The organism is Crocosphaera watsonii WH 8501 (genome assembly GCF_000167195.1).
GTDB classification, from domain to species: domain Bacteria; phylum Cyanobacteriota; class Cyanobacteriia; order Cyanobacteriales; family Microcystaceae; genus Crocosphaera; species Crocosphaera watsonii.
This window is the reverse complement of record NZ_AADV02000001.1, coordinates 634,156-656,557: the sequence shown is the minus strand read 5'-3', so window position 1 is coordinate 656,557 and position 22,402 is coordinate 634,156. Positions and strand designations below refer to the sequence as shown.

Sequence of the window (22,402 nt, the reverse complement as noted above, 5' to 3'; positions counted from 1 at the left end):
AACTAAATTACCCAGTACCGATGGTAAGGCTAGTGCAGCTTATCAAAAATAATCCACCAGTCACTTATGATCTTTAAAGCCCTTAAATTTCCAAACGAACGGCTTAGCAAAATGTTGATTAAAGTAATCAATAAAATTGAGAATTTTTTGGGATAGTTCTTCAGTTGAACGGACAGTAATTCTTTTGAGTAAACGCCTGACTAAGATCGAAAACCAACACTCAATTTGATTAAGCCACGATGTATGTTTGGGAATATAAACAAAGCGAATTCGATGAGATTCATCTGATAAAAAATCTGCTCTGCTGTCCATAGATTGCAAAATCCCCTCCTTTCCTTTTCTCCCCAAATCAATAGTAATTCCACAGCTTTCTGCTACTAATTTGACTAAGCTTTCCGATTTATGAGTGTTGAGTTGATCTACAATAAAAATCCATTCTGCTTTTTCATCAATCTTAATCGTTCTCTGGATATGTTCAGAAAAATCTTGTTCTGTTCTTGTCGGTCCAATAGAGGAACTAACAATTTTTCCTCTTGCCACATCCCAGTTCGCAATCAAGCTTAAAGTTCCGTGTCTTTCATATTCAAATTCGATTTTTTCTACTTATTTAGGCTTGATTCTTTTGTTCGGAAATAATCTCTCAAGAGCTTGAATCCCTGTCATTTCATCTGTACTAATTAAATGAATTCCTTGTTCTAACAAAGTTTTAGCTTCTTGATGAAGTTCACAGATATATTTGACTTGCTTTTTAAATTTTAAGGGATCATCAATTTTGGCATTTAACCAGTAACGAACGAGATGTGGTTGTAATGTCGCTTCTTTTTAAAAAACGCCCCACACTACGGGGGGAAATCTTTTCGACAATTCCTCTTTTTATGGCTTCATCCGCCAACTCTGAAGGTGTCCAATGGCTCACTGGTCTGTCTGATTTTTCACATTCTTCACAAGAGATCGCTACAATCTGGACTACTTGTTCGACCGTAAAGGATTTTGTTGTTCCAGGTCTTGGGCGATCGCTTAAAATTCCTTTGATCAAGACCATTAATGCTTTCTCCGTTACCTGTTGTTCTTCGGCGGCACTCAGTTTTTCTCTCTCCTCAAACCATCGCGATCGCCACTGACGCACTTGTACTCGGTCTAATTCTAATCTTCGACTAATCGAACTATTGCTCTCTCCTGATGCTGCGGCTAAGATTAGCTTGGCTCGTCTAACAAGGCGATAGGGGTTTGTTGTCCCTCTCACTATTTGTTGGAGTACTGTTTTCTGTAGGTTGGAGAGGTTAATTGGCAATGCTTTTATCATGGACATCAACTTCGAGATTCTTCCGTTAGTTTCATTGAAACACATTGTCGTGGCTAGTCACGAAAGTTTCTGTAAAAAATCTGGTGGATTACTTTCGCCAAGCTGCACTAGTAATATTAAAATCGAAACCTGAAAAATCAAAATCACCAACGGGGAAATCACCTCCCACTGTATCAAGCTCAAGCAAATCCAACTGAGTCAAACTTTCAGCTACATCCCCAGTAACGGTAACACTAACTCCTCCTTCTGGTGGGGGTTCGCTAAGGGTAAAGTTAAAGGTTAAAACAGTTTCCTCTGACTCAAAGAGAATCTCAGGGGTGGTTGTGAGGGAAACAATTGGCCCGGAGGGTCCAAGTTGAGAGCGGGTATCTGCTAGGGTTAGAGCGACCACATTAGCACTGCCATCAACTTCGTATCCTGCCCCAGGAAGCAGGGTAAAGATAGAGTCTTCTACCCCTTGATCATCATTGCGCAATGGTCCGTCGGGATCAGTTATATTACCTTCCGGTGTACGATCTGGATCATCAAAAATAGCAATGGTGATGGTAGCAGTTTGATCAATAACGGTGAATTGAAGGATCTGGTTCCCAGCGGGTCCACCAAGGCGGCCACGATCGATACCAGTAGTGGTGGGAGGAATTGGAGAAATAGGGAAAGGGGCTAATTGAAAGTCAGCTAAACCAAATGGTTGATTGTTCTCAATACTAACCTCAATACCACCATCTGGGGGGGGTTCACTCAAGGTAAAAGTAAGGGTTGTTTGAGTGAGTTCGTCTTCAACCAACACCAATTCATCGGCTATCATACTGATTATGGGATCAAAGACACCAGTATAAGCCTGTTGAGTTGGGGGTAAAAAGGCTAATTCCTCTGCAATCTGCCCGACACTAACATCTAGATGCCAATTTCCACCTTTGAGGGCATTACCAACACGATCGCTTGAAGCAGCAATGTTAGCCCCTGTAACCTGGCGTAAGCGTTCCAGAAAGCGACGGCCTTGTTCTCCTAAAGCTACCTGACAACCATAGAGTAATAGTGATGCCCCGGTCAACTTTTTAGCCCAAGTTCCCACTTGACTTAGATACTGCTCGAAAGTATCAAGACTTAGTTCACTGTTTCCCAGTTGCAGTCCACCGGACCAACCGTGAGAAACGAGGTGAACACTATCAATATTGGTGTGAGTAGCTAAAATTTTGCTGATTTGTTCGACACCGTCTTGATTTTGGTCTAAAATAATGGTGCTTGTTCCTCGCGCAACCCCTTCTTTGAGTTGCTGAGGATGGTCTACATTACCGTCAATGAGGACTAATCTGGTCTTTTCTAGCATATTAGTATGTTTATTTGGCAAATTGGTCGCTAATAAGGGTTTAATCTTCTCAAGAGTTGAATACTTTTCCATGATAACTTTGCTACGGGGATTTATAAACATAAAATGAGCATTTATGCAAGATTTCCTTAACAAATCTTCTTTAATTATGCAAGTATGACATTTCATGTCAAAATGTAATGCTTGCTAACCATAGACATCGACTTGAAGCACAACAACAATAATCGAATTCCTGTGGGAAATTCGACCGGGTTTTCCAATATTTTATATCCTGTAATTATTAATTCATCCAACGAGTTAAGAACTCATATATATTGTTGGTTAAATTTAGGATTCAACTAGCACAAATTAACTGCACCATTGATTTGTGACTGAACTATAACACTGACAACAATATAACACTTTTTACCAATTTCTGTCAAGTAAAGCAATAGACTGAAAATATTTTTTTAATAATTATTCGGTAATTTTGAAGATTCAGAAAAAATTTAAACCCTACTTTTTGCTTTTGGCTCCATATCTTCGGCAACTGTTGAGCCTATAAGTTTTCCTCTTGCATGAGCAAACTTTTCTAGGGTATCAACTGCTTTGGTATTTCCAAAACGTAAGCTCCCTGATTCTTCACCACCAAACTTTTTACAGATTTGTTTATGGGCATTTACGAGACCCCAATAAGCATTAATAAAATTTTCATACTCTGGTTTTAATGAAGATGGTAAATTGTTAAAAATAGGGCGAAGTTTTTTCCAAAGCTGTATTAAAGCTCCGTGTTCCCAAGACATCAAACCACTAAAGTTTTGTGATTCAACATTAGGTGGTTTCATGGTTTGACGCACGTTATCTTCGTACTCTTGTCGGTTAAAAGTACCTGCTAATTCCATAGCTGCTCCCGAAGCTAAAATTAATTCGGTGGCTGTTTCTAGTTCAATTTTAGCTTTAGTAATGTCTTCAACTATTACATATTTTTCAAAGCGTTTTAGACAAATAATTAGACCCTGGATATTAATAAAAAAGCACCAGTGGAATCCTTTCCAGGTTTCTAGAGATTTAGGCTGTTTCATTTGCTATTATGGTCAATACTAAATTTTTTGCAATGTAATTAAAGAGATATAGCACTTCTCATACTTGTGAGGTACAGAGTTTTCTAGTGTTTGGAGTTCGGAGTTTGGAGGCGCGAGAAACGCTATATTGGAGACATATCTGGAGAAGTAATAGGTAAATCACATACCCTCATCAGTAATTTTGCATAGCTGATAAACCCTTTTTTTTGCAGTTCTATCTGAGTTGAGTTTAGTTGTTTATTTTCACATTCAACTAAAACAATTGAATGATAAGCAGTAACAATGCCTTTCAACAAAGAGAATGCTTGTTTAGAACTTTTGATCCGCATGACATTAAAATACTGATCGTAATCAAAAATTTCCCAGTTCTCAAGATAGGATTGTGTTGAAGGAATTTCACAGTAAACAACTTCTATGGAGCGAAGACAGACTAATATCTCTTCCAGGATTATTAGTTCTTTTTCAGATGATGGTTGCTTGAATACTTGTAAAAATTTAGTGACTATTTGGCTCAATTTTTCTTGATCAGAATTATTAAGTTCTTGCTCTATGGGTAAGTCCCCTGGAAACAATAAGTCCAGTGAATGGTTAGGATAAGTTTGAGTCATAGATTTGTGTACCGATTAGCTTTTATGTTTCAAAAGAATTAATGTACTAATAATAGACATATTAGTTTTCACCCCACAAACCAATTTAGAATAAACAATTTTTTAAGACAAAAACTAGACTCTCATTTTCATCAACGTCTCTATGGTAAATATTATTCCATCTTTTTTCGCAAACTTAAGGGACGCATATCTGTCCAGACTTCTTTTATATACTCAAGACAGTCTTCTTTTTGTCCACTTTTTCCTGTATCTCTCCAACCGGCCGGAATATCTCGATAGTCTGGCCAGATAGAATACTGTTCCTCATGATTAACAACAACCCGATAGTTTGTTGTATCTTCTCGCTCATCTTGTTTCATTGTTCTTTCTGATAGATTAGACCGTATATATTCCTAGATTATTTTTAGGCGTTAACCATAACATAACTATTATACTAGATTTATTTTTATTGGGCAATCAATTAAGATTTTTTAGTTAATCAGATTCAACAGATAAGGGATTTTCAAATTGGAGTCGCTCATGACAAAATGTTTTCCACTCATCCGTGACTTGAGCAAAAATAACATTTTCGTCTTTAAAGATACCATCAGTAACAATATAGTTTTCTTGTAAATAAAGAAAATCATCTTCACTCAAATCTCGCTTGATTTGAACCTGCTTTCCATCAATTTCTTGAGTTTCTTCCCTGACATTTTCTAGTTCTTCAGTCCATTGCTCGTACTGACGTAAACTTTTTAAGGGATATGCTTTGCAATATTTTCCGATAACTGCCATCTTAATCAATCTCCTTAATACTAATCGTTAAGAGTTTTTCATCGACAAATAATTAAACTATTCTAAAAATCCTCCAGCTTGTAAATCATTAATACTATCTTTAAATGCTTGGATAATTAGATTAATATCGTTATCAGTATGAGATGTGGATAAAAAGCCACCGCGATCGCCTTGTCGTAAATGAATCCCTCGGCTAAGTAAATAATAGGATAATAAAGTGAGTGCTAGGGGTGAAATGACACTTTGCGAAAGGTCTAAGGCAAAAAACGAGCCAAAACAAGTAAATTTAAGCATTAATCCCTGAGATGCCAAATCGGAGTTAAGACAATCAACCATTTTCGCAGTCTTTTGGTTAAGTGTTTCTTGAAGGGTTGCTCCTTCTGTTTTGAGATGGGTTAAGGTTGCTTTGGCCGCTGCTAGGGAAAGAGGATGTTTACAATAAGTCCCTGCAAAAAAGGTGGTTTCAACAGAGGGTGATGAGTCATCCCCAAAGTTCCATATACCTCCATCAATACGGTTTAAATAGGTTGATTTTCCAGCAATAATGGATAGGGGTAAACCTCCCCCTGCGATCTTGCTATAGGTAACAATATCAGCATCTATGCCAAACCATGCTTGTGCGCCGCCTTGATGAATACGGAAACCTGTGACCATTTCATCAAAAATCAGGGCAATACCTCCTTCTTGGGTAACTTGTCGCAGTTCTTTAATAAATGCTTCTGGTTGCACCTGGGGACAACGACTTTGGACGGGTTCCACCAGAACTGCTGCTAGTTGTTTGCGGTTAGCCTTGATAATATCTAGGGATTTATCGTTGCCATATTCTAACACCAAAACATCTTTGGCTTGACTGGGGGGAATGCCAAGAGCGGCCGGCACTGCTTTGGGGTTAAGGTTATTTTGCAGTTGGTTTTGTAGGGGACGCATCAACTGGCTTAACCAGCTTTTATCGCCTATTTTTTCAGATATTTTCCTATTTATGGCTTTTTTAGCATATTCTGCTAGGGTAGCTCTGACTAAAGTTTGATCGCTGTGGCCGTGATAGGAGTTGGTAAATAGAGCAATTTTTTTGCGCTTAGTTGCGGCTCTAGCGATACGAATAGCTGCCATGATCGCTTCTGTACCCGTGTTACTGAGGGTTACTCTCTCCATCCCAGTCAAGTCTTTGACTAACTGGGCAACTTCGGCGGCTAAAATGGTTTGAGAGCCAACTTGTATGCCTTTTTCCAGTTGTTGGGCGATCGCTTCTTTAATAAAAGGAGGGTTATGTCCTAATAAATTAACCCCTAATCCCATTAAAATATCAATATATTCATTCCCATCAATATCCCAAATTTTTGAGCCTTGAGAACGTTCTATAATAATCGGATAACAGATTTCTTTTATTTCGGGAGAAAACTTAACTCCCAAGGCACTGCGATCGGCTAAAATGGCTCTATTTTGCTGCGCCTTATGTTTTGATGTAGCAGTTTTTTGGTTATGAGATTTAACCAAATTGTTGAGAGCTTGTTCTTGAATTTCTGATTTATTTTTAGAAGTTACTTGCATGATTCAATTACTTTTTACTTATTCTTTCATCGGTTTACGACAGAGGAAATAAGCGGAGTGGTTACCGTCTACATTGTCGTTTCCGTCAATAGTTTTGATTTCAATATCGACAAAACCCACTGACATTAAAGTATTTTTAATCTCCTCTAACTGGTGTCCTCGTACCTTATAAACCATTTGCGATCGCTGCCAATCTTTTTCCCAGTCTGAAAAGTTCGCTAATAATTTAACTCGCAATCCTATAAATCTGTTTGAGCTTAAAATTTTGTATAAAAGTTTTTTGAAAGGTCGTTTAATCAGAGATGCGACAGAAAAGTATAGACTATCTGGCTCTTTAAAGAGAGTAATAGTAAAGTCCCCTGTCTTTTGTTTTAGATCATAACTGGGAACTAGCATCCAAGCATATCTACTCTCAATTTCTCCTTCAACTATTTTCCCTTTCCACCATTTTTCCATTTGTTCTGGATGATTTATATCAAATAAGAATAACCCATTATTGTTCAATGCTCTATAAACATTTTCAAACACCTTTTTTAAATCTTCTAGACTCAAAATATGGTTGAGAGAAGCACTGCTGGAAACTACCCCATCAAACTCATTTTCTAGGAGAAATTCTCGGGCATCTCCTAGCATAAATTTACCTTTTGGAGCATTTCCCTTGGCATAATTTAACATTTTTTCGGAACCATCAAATCCTGTGACCTGATAGCCTTTTTCTAGTAATTGCTGGGTTAAATGACCTGTTCCACAACAAAGATCCAGGAGTTTTGCCTCTTTTTCCAGACGAGACAATAACATTATTTCTAGAGGTTTTTCTTGATTTTTGCCGTATTCAGGCCCCATTGTTTGGTTATAGAGCCAAGCCCAAGTATCGTATTCAGTATAACGGTCTTCAGTAAGCATGGTTGGGGAATTAGGGAAAGTGAAAAAAAAGAAAGAAAATAATGAGTTCTTATGTTTTCTATAGGAAATAATAGTATTATGTGCCTACAAATAAACCCATTTAACACTGTGTTTTATCCTGGTTTTGGTTTTCTCACAACTGAAACCTCATTGTTATATCTATAGCAGTCAGTAATTATATGTGAGAAGCAAGAATGGATTAGGACATAATAGTATTATGTGCCTACAGATAAACCCAGTTAACACTGTGTTTGATCCTGGTTTTGGTTTTCTCACAACTGAAACTTCACTGCTATATCTAGTTGAAAATCCTTCTAATCATTGTTTAATGGTTTTAAAAGACCATTTTCAAAGAGATAGGATATGTAAGTTTTCAGTAGCTGGCGATTAATTGGGGGACAGTCAATGCCACTATTAATTAATCCCTGTAAAGTATTATAACAGTCAAATTTTAAATTGAACGATTTCGCTGAAGCATCATCAGAGCGAGCAGGGGAAAACAGAGGAACTAAGGGATACAAGGGATGATCGGGGGAGTTTTTGGCGACTTCCAGAAGTTGGCTATACCATTGCTCATAGGCAATTCTTTGAACTTTGTAACCCATTTCCTCCAATTCTTCAAATAAGATATGGGAAGAAACGGGTTGAGAATGAATTAAATGAAAAGCTTTGTCTAATGATTTTCCTTGTTTCGAGAGATGAACAATGACATGACCTACATAGTCCACCGGTAAAATATCTAGGAGCATTTCTCCTTCCGGGGCAGATCCTAAGTGAACATAACCAATAATCAATTTATAGAGGAAATCATGGGGATTAAAAAGACCTGTGTTACTATGACCAGAAATGGGGCCAACTCTGTAAATAGAGACGGGTAAACCCCTTTCTCCTGCCATTGTAACCAATTTTTCGGCCACCCATTTACTTTGGGAGTAACCCCCTAAAGGAACTTCTTGGGGATCTAACTCATCGCTTTCTTTAATAACTCGTTTTTGAGAGAGATCACTGGGGTTAAACACCGAAATAGTTGAAATAAAATGAACGGGTTTTGTGGTCTTTTCACAAGCTAATCTTAATACTTCTTGGGTTCCTAAAACATTGGTAGATTTTAAACGAGAATAGGGAGAAGTATGATTAACCCATGCCCCGTTATGATAGATAACATCGGTTTCTTTTGCTATCTGCTGAAACTGTTGTTGGGAAAGTCCTAATAGGGGTTTTGATAAGTCTCCCACCACTGGAATAATACGAGGTGCAAAGCTATCATCCCAACCGTAATGTAATTTTAAGGAATTATAAAGTTTTTCTTGGGCTATTTCTGGGCTTTCGTCTCTAACTAAACAGTAAATAGTCGCTGATGTTTGTTGTAATAAGTCGTAGAGTAAGGCGTTTCCGAGGAAACCCGTTGCTCCTGTTAAAAAGATGTTAGTAGGTTCAGGAACTATTTTTACAGGGGTTTGGGGGACAATGGTGGAGTCAAGAACCGCTTCAGCGTCTAAGTTAGCTTGTGTTTTTATTGGGGTGAGAAAGGCAATAATCTCTGGTTTACGGGTTTTTAGTTCTTCTTTTATGTCTGATGTTAACACTCCCTTCGGGGCATTGCAACGCAAGCGATCGCCTTCTAACAGTAGTTTAATATCTAAATTATCTAATTCTGTTAGAAACTCATTGATTGATTTCTCTGGAGTTGATTCTTGTTCGGTATCCATTAATAAGGGGGAGGTTGGAAATTGTTCTGTTGTCATTTTTTCTAAGGAGTTAACAGGATCGTTTCCTGAATGTTGTGTGCTGATTGTTGAATGCAAAAATATTTCCTGACGACCGAATAATCTTTCACTGATAATATTATGATTATGACAGTATTGTACCAATTGATTAGATTCAATAATAGGACGAGATTTTTCTGTGTAGTTGAGAGAGGTAATATATTTCAACCAGGGTTCTTGCCCCATAGCATAAACATAAACTTGTTTTGGGGAAAACCGTTCCACCAGTTTTATTGCTTTTTGAGCATTCGAGCCATCTAGTCGCCGTGTTTGGTCCATTTTTCTGGCGGTTGGTTTTGTTAATAACGGTTTATAAGCCCAAGTATAGGGTGCGCCGTCGCATTCCATACCAATAAATAAAATGTCTAAATTACCGAATAAATTGTGTAAATGATCATAAAGTCTTGGTTCAATATTATTGGAATCTGCTGCACATAAAATGGAACGTCCTTGTACTTGTATTAAATAAGCGGTTTTTGCTGCAATATTGAGGTCTCCATGTTCTCCTAAAAAGGGTAAACCGATTATTTGTCCCCCAGGAATATCAACGTTTTCTAGTTCATCTATTTCTTTGACATTAGAAAAGCCGATATATTCTAAAGCGAGTTTTAGGGAAGGATCAATTAATAGTCCCTTATTATTTTTTGGAACTAGCACTGTTCCTATTTTATGGCGTATTTGTAATAAGGTTTCTAACATCACATGGTCTTGATGATTATGGGTAATCAGGGCATAATCAATCTTTGGTGGTAAGTCTGCATAGCTATAACGAGGTATTCCTGTGGGGTTTTCATTGCTAATGAGGGGATCACAAAGAATACTAATATCTTCAGTTTCAATTAAGACACAAGCGTGACCAAAATAACGAATTCTTACCCCATCACCTTGATATTTTGGCGTTATTTTCGGGATTTTTTCTGTAAAAAGGGACGAAAATATAACTTTTTGCTCTGGTTTAATAGGTAAAATATTTTTAATTTTTGCATAAGGTTGAGCCGTGTGACGCATAGCTAATAATTCATCAATTTCTTTAGCTTTGAATGGTAAATTGATGTGCAAATTTTGCACAGAAGGTAAACGAGGGGTACTGAGAACAAAAGAACGGCGATCGGGGTTTTCTAAGGAGAGGGCAAGACTTTGATTTTGATGGTTATAATAAGGACTGTGATATAGTAGTCTTTCAATAAAACGAATAGAGGGATTATTGGAAGAATCATAGACTAATTCCACATAGCCTTTTAATTGATCAGGTACTTTTTCATATAGAGGTTCCAAAGAATAACCTGTTGCTTCTTCAGCCAAAATTTGTTCTAATTTATCAATTGCTTGGGCTAAGTTTATCAACTGTATTTGTTGCTTTTTGGTTCTTTCTAATAGCTCTTTAATTTCTCCTACTCGACTTACATCGTGGTTAATAAAAGGTCCCCCCATCATAGCAGGATTTTTCAATGCTGAATAATGGACTTGAGGGGCAGCTACGAATGATTCCATCATTTCTAGATGAGATTTTGCCACATACATGGCTGCAGTAGCAGGAGAAAGCAAGTATGACCAAGCATACCACTGATTTATTAACGGCTCAATGATAACATTAGGTTTCAGGTAAACAGGAGTATTCATCATTATTAAGGATATTTTTTTAGAGCAAAAGATAAGGAAAACTAACAATTTAATTTTCTATTTTACCATTTTTAATTATAAATTTTTAATAATATTTTGCCTAATTATTAATTATAACTTTGGGCTTAATAATATTAAGCCCCTACTTTACAGAATTATTATTGATGTGTTTTTAGCCAATTTTCTAAATCTGCCATACTACTAAAATCAAGTAGTGCTTCACCAAGGTTTTCTAATTGTTCAATGGAGAGACTGTCAATATTTTGACGTACTTCTGAGGATAGTTCTCCTACCTTTCTTGTTAGTAGTCTCAGAAGAAGCGATTTTTTCCCTTCTTCCCGTCCTTCCTCCCGTCCTTCCTCCCGTCCTTCTTCCCGTCCTTCTTCCCGTCCTTCCTGCTTAATTTCTCGGTAAACTTGTGTTTCCTTAAGAGTAATTCCTAACATTTCTTCTACCTCTGTTTGACTAAGTTTATCAAATTTGTACATTACTATTGTAGTCACCATTTCTCTTGAAAAAGTTTATAGAAAATTGAATCTCGACGCATAAAAAACGTTCAATAATGGACAATTGATAATTGTCCATTATTGATTATTAAATTTCAATCTCCTCCCGTTCTTCTGTAACCTCTTCCTCAACTGTTTGAAGGCGATCGCGTAATTGTTTTCCGTCAATACGTTCAGCTAGTCCGGCAACAGTGGGGGCTTCAAAAAGATCGATAATAGTAATCTCAACGGGAGACATTTCTAATAATTGAGCTATTAACCGAGTTGCTAACAAAGAATGACCACCTAACTCAAAAAAGTCGTCGTTAATACTCACTTTTTCTATTTCCAACACCTGAGCAAAAATCTTAGCCACTGATTCTTCTGTTGCTGTTCTTGGCGCGATCCACTCCCCTGTAGAACGAGCCTGATCGGGGGCAGGAAGGGACTTAGTATCGATTTTTCCGTTAGGTGTGAGGGGGAAGGAATCTAAAGGAATAAACGCGCTAGGGATGGCATATTCGGGCAGTTTTTCCCTCAAAAACTGTCGCAGTTCACTGGCCACTGGAATGGGATCACTCTCACTGACATAGTAAGCGACTAAACGTTTATCTCCTGATGTGTCTTCCCTGCCAATAACGACATTGGCTTTAATTTTGGTATTTTGTTGTAGTAAAGTTTCAATTTCCCCTGTTTCTAAACGAAAACCCCTAATTTTTAGTTGATTATCCAGACGACCTAATAATTTAATCCGACCATCGGGCAAATAACAGGCCAGATCCCCTGTTTTATAAAGACGACTACCGGGAATGGCACTGAAGGGGTTAGGAACAAAGACATCTGCTGTTTTATCAGGACGCTTGAGATAACCCCTAGCTAAACCAACACCCCCAATATGCAGTTCTCCTAATACTCCTACAGGAACGGGTTGCAGATGGGAATCTAAAATATAAAGCTGTTTATTGGTACTGGGAAGGATGGTAGGAAGGGTGGGATGTCCATTACCACAGGGGACCATACTGGCGTTTACTGTGACTTCTGTGGGTCCATAAGCGTTGATAAAGAGGCGATCCCTTGACCAGTTTTCGATCAAGTCTGGGGATGGTGCTTCTCCTCCCACTAAAACCATTTCTAGATCCGGTAACTCGGTAAAGGTTAAGTTAGCTAAGGCCGAAGGAGTAATAGTAATATGGGTTATCTTTTGTTCTTGTAATAAGTTTAAGAGAGCAGGCCCTGGTATTAAAGTCTCTAACTTAGCTAAACAAAGTTTTGCTCCAGAGGCCAAAGCCATGATAATTTCGGGAATAGAAGCATCAAAACTAAAGGAAAAGAACTGAAGAATACAACTATTAGCAGAAACTTTACAAACCCTAATTTTATCTTCCGTTAAGTTAACTAACCCTCCATGACTAATTAAAACTCCTTTGGGTGTTCCGGTTGAACCTGAAGTATAAATAAGATAGGCTAAATTTTGCGGTGTTACGTTACTAAGAGGATTATCTTTTGACTCTTGATTAATGGTTTCTAAGTCTCGATCAAAACAAACTATTTGAGTTTCAGTTTGAGGCAAGGTTTCTGCTAAGGTTTCGGTGGTTAATAAAACAGAAAGTTCGGCATCGCTTACCATAAAGGCAAGCCTTTCTTGGGGATAAGCTGGATCTAGGGGAAGATAAGCACCCCCTGCTTTAAAAATAGCTAATAAAGCGATAATCATCTCAGGCGATCGCTCCACACAGATCCCCACTTTTACCTCTGGTTGCACTCCCAATTTTTGTAAATAATGGGCCAGTTGATTAGTTTTTTGATTCAGTTCTTGATAGGTTAATAATTGATTTTCAAAGATTAAAGCAACTGCATGGGGATTTTTTTCTACCTGTGCCTCAAATAGTTGATGAAAACAACTATTTTCATCATAATCGATATTCGTATTATTCCAATCGTATAATATGGCTCGTTTTTCTGTTTCCATCAAAATGGATAACTCAGAAATGGGTTTTGTGGGATTATCAACAATACTTTCCAAGAGAGTACAAAAATGTTCCACCATCCGTTCAATGGTTTCTGGAGCAAATAAATCTTGATTATATTCAAAACCCCCTACTAAACCGTTTGCTGTTTCGTACATATCTAGACTTAAATCTAATTTAGCTGTAGAGTTAGCTTGTTTGAGGGAGCTTAAAGTTAAGTTGGGCAGGGAATAAGAATCGGTTGGAGCATTTTCTAGGCGAAATTTTACCTGAAATAAAGGGTTATAACTAAGATCCCTTTCTGGGTGTAACTCTTCCACTAATTTTTCAAAGGGTAAGTCTTGATGATCGTAAGCTCCCCAAGTTACCTTTTGCACCTGATTTAATAATGTTTGAAAACTAGGATTTCCTGTCAAGTTTGTCCGCAAAACTAAGGTATTGACAAAAAAGCCGATTAACCCTTCAATTTCAGTTCTATTTCTGTTAGCAATAGGAGAACCGACAATGATATCTTTTTGTCCACTGTAACGGTAAAGTAGTACCTTAAAGGCAGCTAGAAGGGTCATAAATAGGGTGACACCTTCTTTTTGAGCTAGGGTTTTCAGTTGCTCTGTTAATTGAGTAGAGAGGCTAAATGTTTGATTTCCGCCCCGAAACCCTTGTATTCTGCTACGAACAAAATCAGTAGGCAGTTGTAAAACAGGAAAACTGCCCTGTAGTTGTTCCTTCCAATAGGCAAGTTGTTGGTCTAGTTTTTCCCCTTGAAGTCGTTGTCGTTGCCAAGTAGCAAAGTCTCCATATTGGATGGGTAAAGGGGGAAGGGGAGAAGTTTGTCCGTTGGAAAATGCTTCATAAAGACAAGTTAGCTCTTTAATTAAAATTTCCATTGACCAACCATCGGCAATAATATGATGTAGGGTTAATAACACTACATGATCCGTGGGATTAAGTTTTAGGAGAGTAACTCTAAGTAAGGGATCTTTTGCTAAATTAAAGGGTTTTTTTGCTTCTTGAGTAGCTAATTTTAATACTTCGCTTTCTTGCTCTTTTCCCTCAAAAACTTCTAGGTTTAAGATAGGGATAGATAGATTTAAAGTTGAATCAATTATTTGAACTGGTTCTCCGTTTACCGTTGTAAAATGGGTGCAGAGGGTTTCATGACGGTCAATAATCTCGTTAAAACTCTTTTCTAAGAGAGGAATATTGAGAGAACCAGTTAATCTGACTGCCGTAGGAATATGATAGGTAAAACTTCCTGGTTGTAGTTGTTCGAGGAACCATAAACGTTGTTGAGCGAAAGATAGGGGAATGTTACCGTCTCTATTAACTGGTTCGATGGGTTCTAACTTACCGTCAACTGTGAGTGTTGCTTCTTTGAGAAACTCAATTATCTCCTGTTTTCTACCTTGAAGTTGTCCCGTGAGTTCAGGAGTTAATACCTCTTCCGGTGCGCTACACCGTAAGCGATCGCCATCTAACCAAAGTTTAACTTCTAAACCATAGAGATAAGATAAAAATTCATCAACGGTTTTCATAAAATTAGTCTATTTAGAATGTGAATATATCCGTGACACCTAGAGGTTGATTCCTGATAGTGTTGCTAAAAATTATAATATAATTCGTTCACATCCCCACCGCCCTAAAACTTTGGTGATTCCTAAACCTCACGACCTAGGTTTTTGCTTCAACCTGCTGTCCAAAAGGAGGTAGTGATTCCCATGTAGTGAAAGAATCTTAAGTAGTATTTTCGTATTTAAGGAAAAGGGGGAGACAAAAATTAGTTAGTTTCAGCTATATTAGGCTTATATTGTGACATCCTCCCCACCCAAATCACAGATTATGGGTGGGGCTTCCCGACTCACGACGGGATATTCCTGCCCACAGGGGTATTCCCCTACGCCAGTTATCTAGGCTCATCACCCCCGACACCTCGACTTGACAGACGGTTTCCTTTTCCCTGAGTCCCAGGGTAGTAGTTTCTATCCCCCGATTACAGACTTCTTGCGCACTAGCTACGTCACGGTCAACAGGATAGTCAACTCCGTAACCGCATTCATGACAGACGTGAAGCCTATCAGATAGGGTTTTTCTGACTTCTGCACGGCAATTAGGACAAGTTTGGCTGGTTCCCCGATGATCAACCAGTCCAAAATATTTTCCCCTAACCTTGCAAACATATTTCAGAATATCCCTAAATTGCCCAAAACCTGCATCAAGGGTATGTTTTCCAAGAAAGCCTTTAGCCATAGTACGAAAATCAATATCTTCCATAAATATGCTATCGCCCATGTCACAGATTTTGTGGGCTAACTTGAATTGATAATCTTTACGTTTGAAAGCAATGTGATTATGTTGCTTTTCTACTTTTTTTCTGGCTTTTTCGGAGTTTTTGGAGCGTTTATCTTTTCTACTTAAGCGATGTTGCAGTAATTTCAACTTGCGGTATTCACTCTTGAAGAATTTGCGTCCTTTTTCTACATAATTATCTGAGGTAGCTAAGTAGCTAGAAAGTCCAACATCAAGGCCAAGAAAATGCCCGAATAGTATTTCTATTTCAGGTAAAATTATATCAGATTGGATACTAACTACAGCAAACCAACCTTTAGCTTTTTTAATGACTCTTACCTGTTTAATAACAAAACCATCAGGAATTGGACGATGAAGATTTATCTGGACTTTCCCTAATTTGGGTAGCTTGATCTGCCACCCTGTTAATGGATTGCTTTTGAACTGAGGAAAAAGCAAAGACTTCATCTGTCCGTATTTCTTGAACCGAGGAAAGCCGAACCCTCGATTACGAAAAAAGTCCCAAGCATCGTGAAGTCTTCTAACGTTAGTTTGCAAGACTTGGCTTGGGACTTTAGCTAACTCAGGATATACTTTTTTAGCTTTTGGTAATTGGTTTTGTTGCTGATGATAACTTGGGAAAGGATAACTTGCCGCCATGATATATTCTGACTCCAAACTACATCTATCTACTAGGCACTTACGACTAGAGATCCAATCCTTCAACTCACGCAAAGCATAGTTGTATGAACGGCGACAAATTTCTAGCCATTCAGACAAGATTGCCTCTTGTTTATTGTCAGGATAGATCCTGTATGTGTAGTTTAGTGTTAGAGTCATAGATTGATTCTACCATAAGAATAACAAGATGGTAGTCTAAGTTATAACAAGAGGATGTGCTGTCGCACGTCAATATGCTGGTCAAAATTCATCCCTACCTAAAATATGGGAGCTTCTGATAGAATTTTTAGGTAGGGACTTCTTTTGACATTTTTGTTAAAAAATTGTAATGCAAGTTAGATCAATCCTCACCGCCACGATCACCGCCCTGACATCAGTCGGCATCGCATTCGCCGCTAAGGCCGATACGGTAGCGGCTCACTGTGATATTTATGCCCCCGGCGACAGTTATCCATCGCTATCCCATAACTGCACCTTTTCGCAGCGCCAAGGCTTTATCGATGTTCGGCTGGATAGTGGGCGAGTGTTTGACTTCAGCCCGGTGGGGGATCGGCCCGGTAATTTTGTGGATGAGAACGGCAAAGCCGTCTATCGTCAGGCGGGCTTGGGCACCCATGGGCAAATCTTTCTCCTCCCTGATGGTGCCAAGCTTTATGTTTATTGGGATACGAGCAGCTCTTACGGACAGCCGCCAGCATTGGTTGCTAATCCTCGGGTGGCAACGTTAACAACTCGTGATGCTAGAACCCAAATTAATCTGCGGACGGCACCTACGGTTTACTCCCGCGCGAATGGTTACGGCTTACCTAAAGATGAGGTCCACATTCTCGAATGTGTCATTGATCAAGACACCGTCGGCAGCGAACTCAACTGGTGTCGAGTTCGGTTTTTGCAGTCTGGTGCCATTGGTTGGATTCGTAGTGACTTCATAATCTTCCCTAGTGATGGCTCCCTCTAATCAGCCCATCGCATTTCGGTGCATCTATACATATTTGACATCTTGTGCCAAAATAGTTAGCTTTTGGACAAATAATTTGCATTTCCTTTTTCAGCGATCGCTCCCTTTAAAATAAGTATAAAATATGACTATTTCTTTAGTTTCCCCAAAAATTTATCAAGTTGTTTTTGGTTGAGGTTTGCTTTAGAAAAGTCTGAGGGAGTGTAAGCAGCAGTTTTTGAAGACTGAGAATGGACAATAAATGCTTCTAAGTTATTAACAACTTTTTGTCCTAATTTTTCTATGGTTTGACGACGATATATCTGTCGACTATAAACAAAGGTTAATTGTAGTTGTTTTTTGCTAAATGCTCCTATTATTTCTATTAGATGACTGCGAGTTCCTTGGGGACTGCGAACCCATCCTGTGGACTCTTCTGCTATTCCTAAGATAAACCCTTGAGTCGTAATTCTGTCAACTTCACCCAGGTAATTAAATTTGACGGGAGACTCGGTTTTATTGTCTATTCCTGAGCCTAAATAACGAAGAACACCGTACTTAATTCCCTGTTTACCTACCTGACGGTATTTCTCCTTGACAAATTTAATTAAATCTCCCAAAGAATTCATAGATTTTAATTCTAATTCCAGGGGGAAAATAGTGGTAAACCAGCCAACGGTACGGGAAATATTAACACTTTCAAATATATCTTCCCTACCATGTCCTTCTAAGTCAATTCTCAACAATTGTTGATCTGTCCATTGATAAATACTTTGATATAATGCTGCTAATATAATCTCATTTATTTTGGCATTATAAGCAGTACCTACTTCTTCTTGTAAAGCTTTAGTTTTCTCAACAGTAAGGGTTAAAGAAAGGCGATCTTCCAATTCCACTTGATTATTATTTAAAACTGCATTATCGGTTGGTAAAGAAAATTCTCTAGACATTGACCATAAATCAATATCTAAATTTTCGGACTGACTATAATCAAGTAATTTGTTAGCCCAAGTTTGATATGAAGTAGTTTTTTGTGGTAGTTTAACCTCTTTTTTTTCTAATAACTGTTGATACACTGTAACAAAATCTTCTAATATAATTCGCCAAGATACACTATCAATAATGAGATGATGAATCACAAACAAAAGACGACTTTTTTGCCCTTTTCCTAAGTCAAACCAAACGACTCTAACCAGTGGACCATCACCTAAGTTTAAGGTGGTTTGTACTTTCTCGGAAACCGATTCTATAGCGAACTTTTGTGTTTTTTCAGCCAAACTTTCGAGATTAACCGTTGCAAAAGGAATATTATTCTCAACATCTCCATAAAACTGTTCCCATATTGTTTCTTGTTGTCTAAAACCCATTCTTAAGGCATCATGATGAATTAAGATATAATGTAACGCCTGTTGCAAATAGTCGGGGTTAAGATCGGGGAGAGTTTCTAATAATAACGTTTGATTATAATGGTGAGGGTTAGGTAATTCTTGCTCAAAAAACCAGTGTTGAATAGGAGTCAGAGGAAGTAAACCGGTTAATAAACCTTGTTCTGCGGAGTTTTTCGGTGCAATAGTGGCAACAGAGGCTAATTCTGCAATATTTTGATGTTGAAATAACTGCCTTGGGGTCAATTGTAAACCAACTTGGTTAGCTCTAGCAATGATTTGTAATCCTAAGATAGAGTCACCCCCCAATTCAAAAAAGTTATCATAAATACCGACCTCCATCTTACCTAAAACATCTCTCCAAATCTCTGTTAACGCCTCTTCTTGCTGTGTTCGAGATGCTATTAGTTCTTTTTTGACATTTCTCTGGAAAAAGTCAGCTGCAGGCAACTTTTTCCTGTGTATCTTCCCGTTAACTGTCAAGGGGAAACTATCCATTGTTAGGAATAAGGTGGGAACCATATAACCAGGAAGTTTATCAGAGGTAAACTGTCTTAGCTCCTCTATTTCCGACTCAGCGACCACATAAGCGACTAAACGAGGTATTTTATTGTTATCTTCTTGAACAACTGCGATCGCCTCTTTAACTTGGGGATGCTGTCTTAAAATACCTTCAATTTCCCCTAATTCAACCCGAAAACCCCTAATTTTGACCTGATCATCTATTCTTCCTAAATATTCTATGGTTCCATCTGATAGATAACGAGCTAGATCACCTGTTTTATACAAACGACTTGAGGATGGGGTGGGTTGTCTTCTTGTAAAAGGATGAGGAATAAACCTTTCTGCGGTTAAGTCGGGACGGTTAAAGTATCCTCTAGCTACCCCCAAACCACCTATATATAGTTCTCCTGGGACCCCAATGGGAGTTGGTTGTAGATATTGATCTAAGATATAAATTTCAGTATTAGTAATAGGACGACCAATAGGAACATTTTCTGAGTGAGAGACTTGGGGAGGTACTTGGTAAACGCAGCAACCAACAACGGTTTCTGTTGGTCCATATTCGTTGATTAAACGAGTTTTGGGAGACTTTTCTTGCCAAAAAGTTAGACTTTTACTGGATAAAGCTTCTCCCCCAATAATTAAAGCATGACCTTGAGGTATTTCTTCTTTTTGGGTTAATAAAGGGTTTAAAATACTTAGATGAGCGGGGGTGAGTTTGACTAAACTCAAAGATTCTTGGATAAAAGTTTCACTTAAAGCTTCTATTTCTCCTGTTTCTGGCAGTAAAATAACTTTTTTGCCCACTAAAAGTGGTGTAAATATACTGGTAATAGTTGCATCAAAAGCAATAGAAGAATTAACAGGAGATCCAGAACCTTCTTCTACTGGATAAGTAGCGATCGCCCAAGTTAAATAATTACTCAGTCCATGATGAGTGATCAAGGTTCCTTTGGGTTTTCCTGTTGAACCTGATGTATAAATAACATAAGCTAAATTATCTCTAAATAAGGAAATATTGGGGTTTTCTTCCCTTTCTTGAGTAATAAGCGGCCAGTCTTGATCAAGGTTTATTGTTGTAACAGAATTAAAGTTCTCAACACTATTATTTATTGTGGTTAATAACACAGCTATTTGTGAATCTTCTACCATAAAGGTAATGCGATCCAAGGGATAAGTTGGATCGAGAGGTACATAAGCTGCCCCTGCTTTAAGAACACCGAAAATAGAGATTAACAAGTCAAGCGATCGCTCCATTAAAATACCGACTTTGACTTCTCGTTTAACTCCCAATTTTCCTAAATGATGGGCGAGTTGATTAGCTTTATTATTGAGTTGTTGATAAGTTAGTTTTTCTTGACCAAAAGTAACAGCAATATTATCAGGATTTTTCTTAACCTGTTCTTCAAATATTTGATGAATAAAACTATTTTCTAGTTGTTTAGTCTCGGTTTGATTCCACTCAAACAATAATTGTTTTTTTTCTTGTTTGGTTAATAAAGATAGTTGAGAAATTTGAGCTTGAGGATCACTAATAATCTCTTGTAAAAGTACCTGAAAATGACCCAACATTCGCTTAATAGTTTCTGCTTTAAAGAGATCCAGACTATATTCAACTACTGCTAAAAGTCCTGTTTCCCTTTCTACTAAATGCCAAGTCATGTCAAATTTTGTGGACTCAGTTTCTATCCAAGACTGAGAGAGACTTAAACCAGGTATTGCTAGTTCTGGAGAAACAGCATTTTGTAGTTGATAAGCTTCATTTTGCACCTGAAACATCACTTGAAATAGAGGGTTATGACTTTCATCTCTTTCCGGTTGTAAGGTATCTACTAACTTAGCAAAAGGTAAATCTTGATGTTTATAAGCTTGAGAGGTTGTTTCTTTTACTTGCTTTAAAACTGTTAGAAAAGAAGGATTATCAGATAAGTCACTTCTTAGCACTAAAGTATTGACAAAAAAGCCTATTAATGGTTCTATTTCCGCCCAATTTCTATTAGCAATAGGGGAACCAACAACAATATCATCTTGGCCACTATAACGATGTAACAGAATTTTAAAAGCAGTTAACAGAGTCATAAATAGGGTAACTCCTTGTTCTCTACTAAGAGTTTTAAGGGTATCTGTTAAAGACTTATCCAGGGTTAATGATTGAATACCACCCCGTAATGTTGGTATATTAGGTCTAGGGTAATCTGTGGGCAAATTAAGAACAGAAACATCGGCTAATTTTTCTTGCCAATAGTTTAACTGTGTTTGTAACTCTTCCCCTGCTAACCATTTTTTTTGCCAGGCTGCAAAATCGCTATATTGAATAGATAAACCTGGTAAAGAAACAGTTTTATTAAAAGTAAAAGCTTTATAAAAACTAGAGAATTCTTTTAGTATAATTCCCCGTGACCAACCATCAGCAATAATATGATGACAAACGACTAAGACAAGGGAGTCTTGAGCATTAATTTGAAGTAAACAAACCCGTAACAATGAACCTTTTGCTAGATTAAAAGGTTGTTTTGCTATTAGATTAGTTAAACGTTTTTCTTCTTCTTTACGTTGCTTTTCTGGTAATTCTTGTAAATCAATTTTTGGTATTGTTAAAGTTAGATGGGGGTTTATTTCTAAAACAGGTTTTCCTTCAACCGCCATAAATCTTGTTCTTAAAGATTCATGGCGTTTAATAATTTCATTAAAACTTTTTTCTAAAATGGTATGGTTGAGATTGCCTGTAAAACGCCAAGCGATCGCAATATTATAAGCAGAATTTTCAGGGTCTAATTGATCTAGAAACCATAATCTTTCTTGAGCTAGAGAAAGGGTAATATTTTCAGAATCTAAACGTTTTGTAATAGTTTGTTGAGGAATTTGTAAATTTCTTTTTTTTAGTTGTTCCTCAAAAATTGCCCTTTTTTCAGGAGGTAAGGCCGCAATTCGCTTTTTTAATGCGTCTAAATCTAACTTTTTTTGAGACATTTAACAATCGTTATTTTGATACTAATTTATTTATAGTATAGAAATCAGGTTTCAGTTGTGAAAACCGTTGGTTCAGGGTAAAACACAGTGTTAAACCCTGACAAGGATATATTTGTAGGGACATAATACTATTATGTCCTGATATGGCTGTGCTGCCAAAAATATAATAGACTACGTAATAAAATGGTGGGTTACGGCACAGACTAAAAGTTATTGTGTTTTAATCAAAATCAACCCTGCGCCTAACCCACCCTACGAGGTATAGATTTTTCTTATC

At 37.7% G+C, this 22,402-nt stretch carries 14 protein-coding genes and 1 pseudogene; 1 reads left to right on the top strand and 14 read right to left on the bottom strand.

From position 1 onward, the window contains the following. Positions 1–60 precede the first annotated feature (60 nt). The 13 genes and pseudogenes from CWATDRAFT_RS03245 to CWATDRAFT_RS03185 form a co-directional block, all read right to left on the bottom strand. Positions 61–702 (bottom strand): annotated as a pseudogene (locus CWATDRAFT_RS03245) (transposase). 64 nt (positions 703–766) lie between these two features. Beyond that, positions 767–1,348, bottom strand: coding sequence for a helix-turn-helix domain-containing protein (locus CWATDRAFT_RS03240; protein ID WP_007303370.1), 582 nt, complete (start codon positions 1,346–1,348; stop codon positions 767–769). A gap of 43 nt (positions 1,349–1,391) precedes the next feature. Continuing rightward, positions 1,392–2,630, bottom strand: a complete 1,239-nt coding sequence (locus CWATDRAFT_RS31515) for a DUF4347 domain-containing protein (protein WP_198138917.1) — start codon at positions 2,628–2,630, stop codon at positions 1,392–1,394. A gap of 488 nt (positions 2,631–3,118) precedes the next feature. Then, positions 3,119–3,691 carry a hypothetical protein gene (locus CWATDRAFT_RS03230; protein ID WP_007303640.1) on the bottom strand — a complete coding sequence of 191 codons (573 nt, stop codon included), beginning with the start codon at positions 3,689–3,691 and terminating at the stop codon, positions 3,119–3,121. A gap of 122 nt (positions 3,692–3,813) precedes the next feature. Then, entirely contained in the window at positions 3,814–4,299 is a 486-nt protein-coding gene (locus tag CWATDRAFT_RS03225; RefSeq protein ID WP_007303639.1) for a hypothetical protein, read from the bottom strand. Between the two features lie 152 nt (positions 4,300–4,451). Beyond that, entirely contained in the window at positions 4,452–4,658 is a 207-nt protein-coding gene (locus CWATDRAFT_RS03220; RefSeq protein WP_007303638.1) for an MbtH family protein, read from the bottom strand. 115 nt (positions 4,659–4,773) lie between these two features. Then, positions 4,774–5,073, bottom strand: coding sequence for a hypothetical protein (locus CWATDRAFT_RS03215; RefSeq protein ID WP_007303637.1), 300 nt, complete (start codon positions 5,071–5,073; stop codon positions 4,774–4,776). Positions 5,074–5,130: 57 nt separating this feature from the next. Continuing rightward, positions 5,131–6,621, bottom strand: coding sequence for an aminotransferase class III-fold pyridoxal phosphate-dependent enzyme (locus tag CWATDRAFT_RS03210; RefSeq protein WP_007303636.1), 1,491 nt, complete (start codon positions 6,619–6,621; stop codon positions 5,131–5,133). Positions 6,622–6,639: 18 nt separating this feature from the next. Continuing rightward, positions 6,640–7,524 (bottom strand): class I SAM-dependent DNA methyltransferase, encoded by an 885-nt coding sequence (locus CWATDRAFT_RS03205; protein ID WP_007303635.1) that lies wholly within the window; start codon positions 7,522–7,524, stop codon positions 6,640–6,642. 314 nt (positions 7,525–7,838) lie between these two features. After that, positions 7,839–10,913 carry a thioester reductase domain-containing protein gene (locus CWATDRAFT_RS03200; protein ID WP_007303634.1) on the bottom strand — a complete coding sequence of 1,025 codons (3,075 nt, stop codon included), beginning with the start codon at positions 10,911–10,913 and terminating at the stop codon, positions 7,839–7,841. 155 nt (positions 10,914–11,068) lie between these two features. Further along, on the bottom strand, positions 11,069–11,416 hold the full coding sequence (locus CWATDRAFT_RS03195) for a DUF4351 domain-containing protein (RefSeq protein ID WP_232286960.1): 348 nt from the start codon (positions 11,414–11,416) through the stop codon (positions 11,069–11,071). Between the two features lie 88 nt (positions 11,417–11,504). Beyond that, positions 11,505–14,897 carry a non-ribosomal peptide synthetase gene (locus tag CWATDRAFT_RS03190; protein WP_007303632.1) on the bottom strand — a complete coding sequence of 1,131 codons (3,393 nt, stop codon included), beginning with the start codon at positions 14,895–14,897 and terminating at the stop codon, positions 11,505–11,507. A gap of 295 nt (positions 14,898–15,192) precedes the next feature. Further along, positions 15,193–16,488 carry an RNA-guided endonuclease InsQ/TnpB family protein gene (locus tag CWATDRAFT_RS03185; RefSeq protein WP_007303631.1) on the bottom strand — a complete coding sequence of 432 codons (1,296 nt, stop codon included), beginning with the start codon at positions 16,486–16,488 and terminating at the stop codon, positions 15,193–15,195. Between the two features lie 169 nt (positions 16,489–16,657). Here CWATDRAFT_RS03185 and CWATDRAFT_RS03180 point away from each other — a divergent pair, with 169 nt between their 5' ends. After that, a complete protein-coding gene (locus CWATDRAFT_RS03180) occupies positions 16,658–17,287 on the top strand; it encodes an SH3 domain-containing protein (protein ID WP_007303630.1) in 630 nt (209 codons plus the stop codon). Between the two features lie 128 nt (positions 17,288–17,415). Here CWATDRAFT_RS03180 and CWATDRAFT_RS03175 read toward each other — a convergent pair whose 3' ends face one another. Next, the gene (locus tag CWATDRAFT_RS03175) at positions 17,416–22,125 is read right to left on the bottom strand and encodes a non-ribosomal peptide synthetase (protein WP_007303629.1); all 4,710 of its coding nucleotides are present in this window, start codon (positions 22,123–22,125) and stop codon (positions 17,416–17,418) included. Positions 22,126–22,402: the final 277 nt, after the last annotated feature.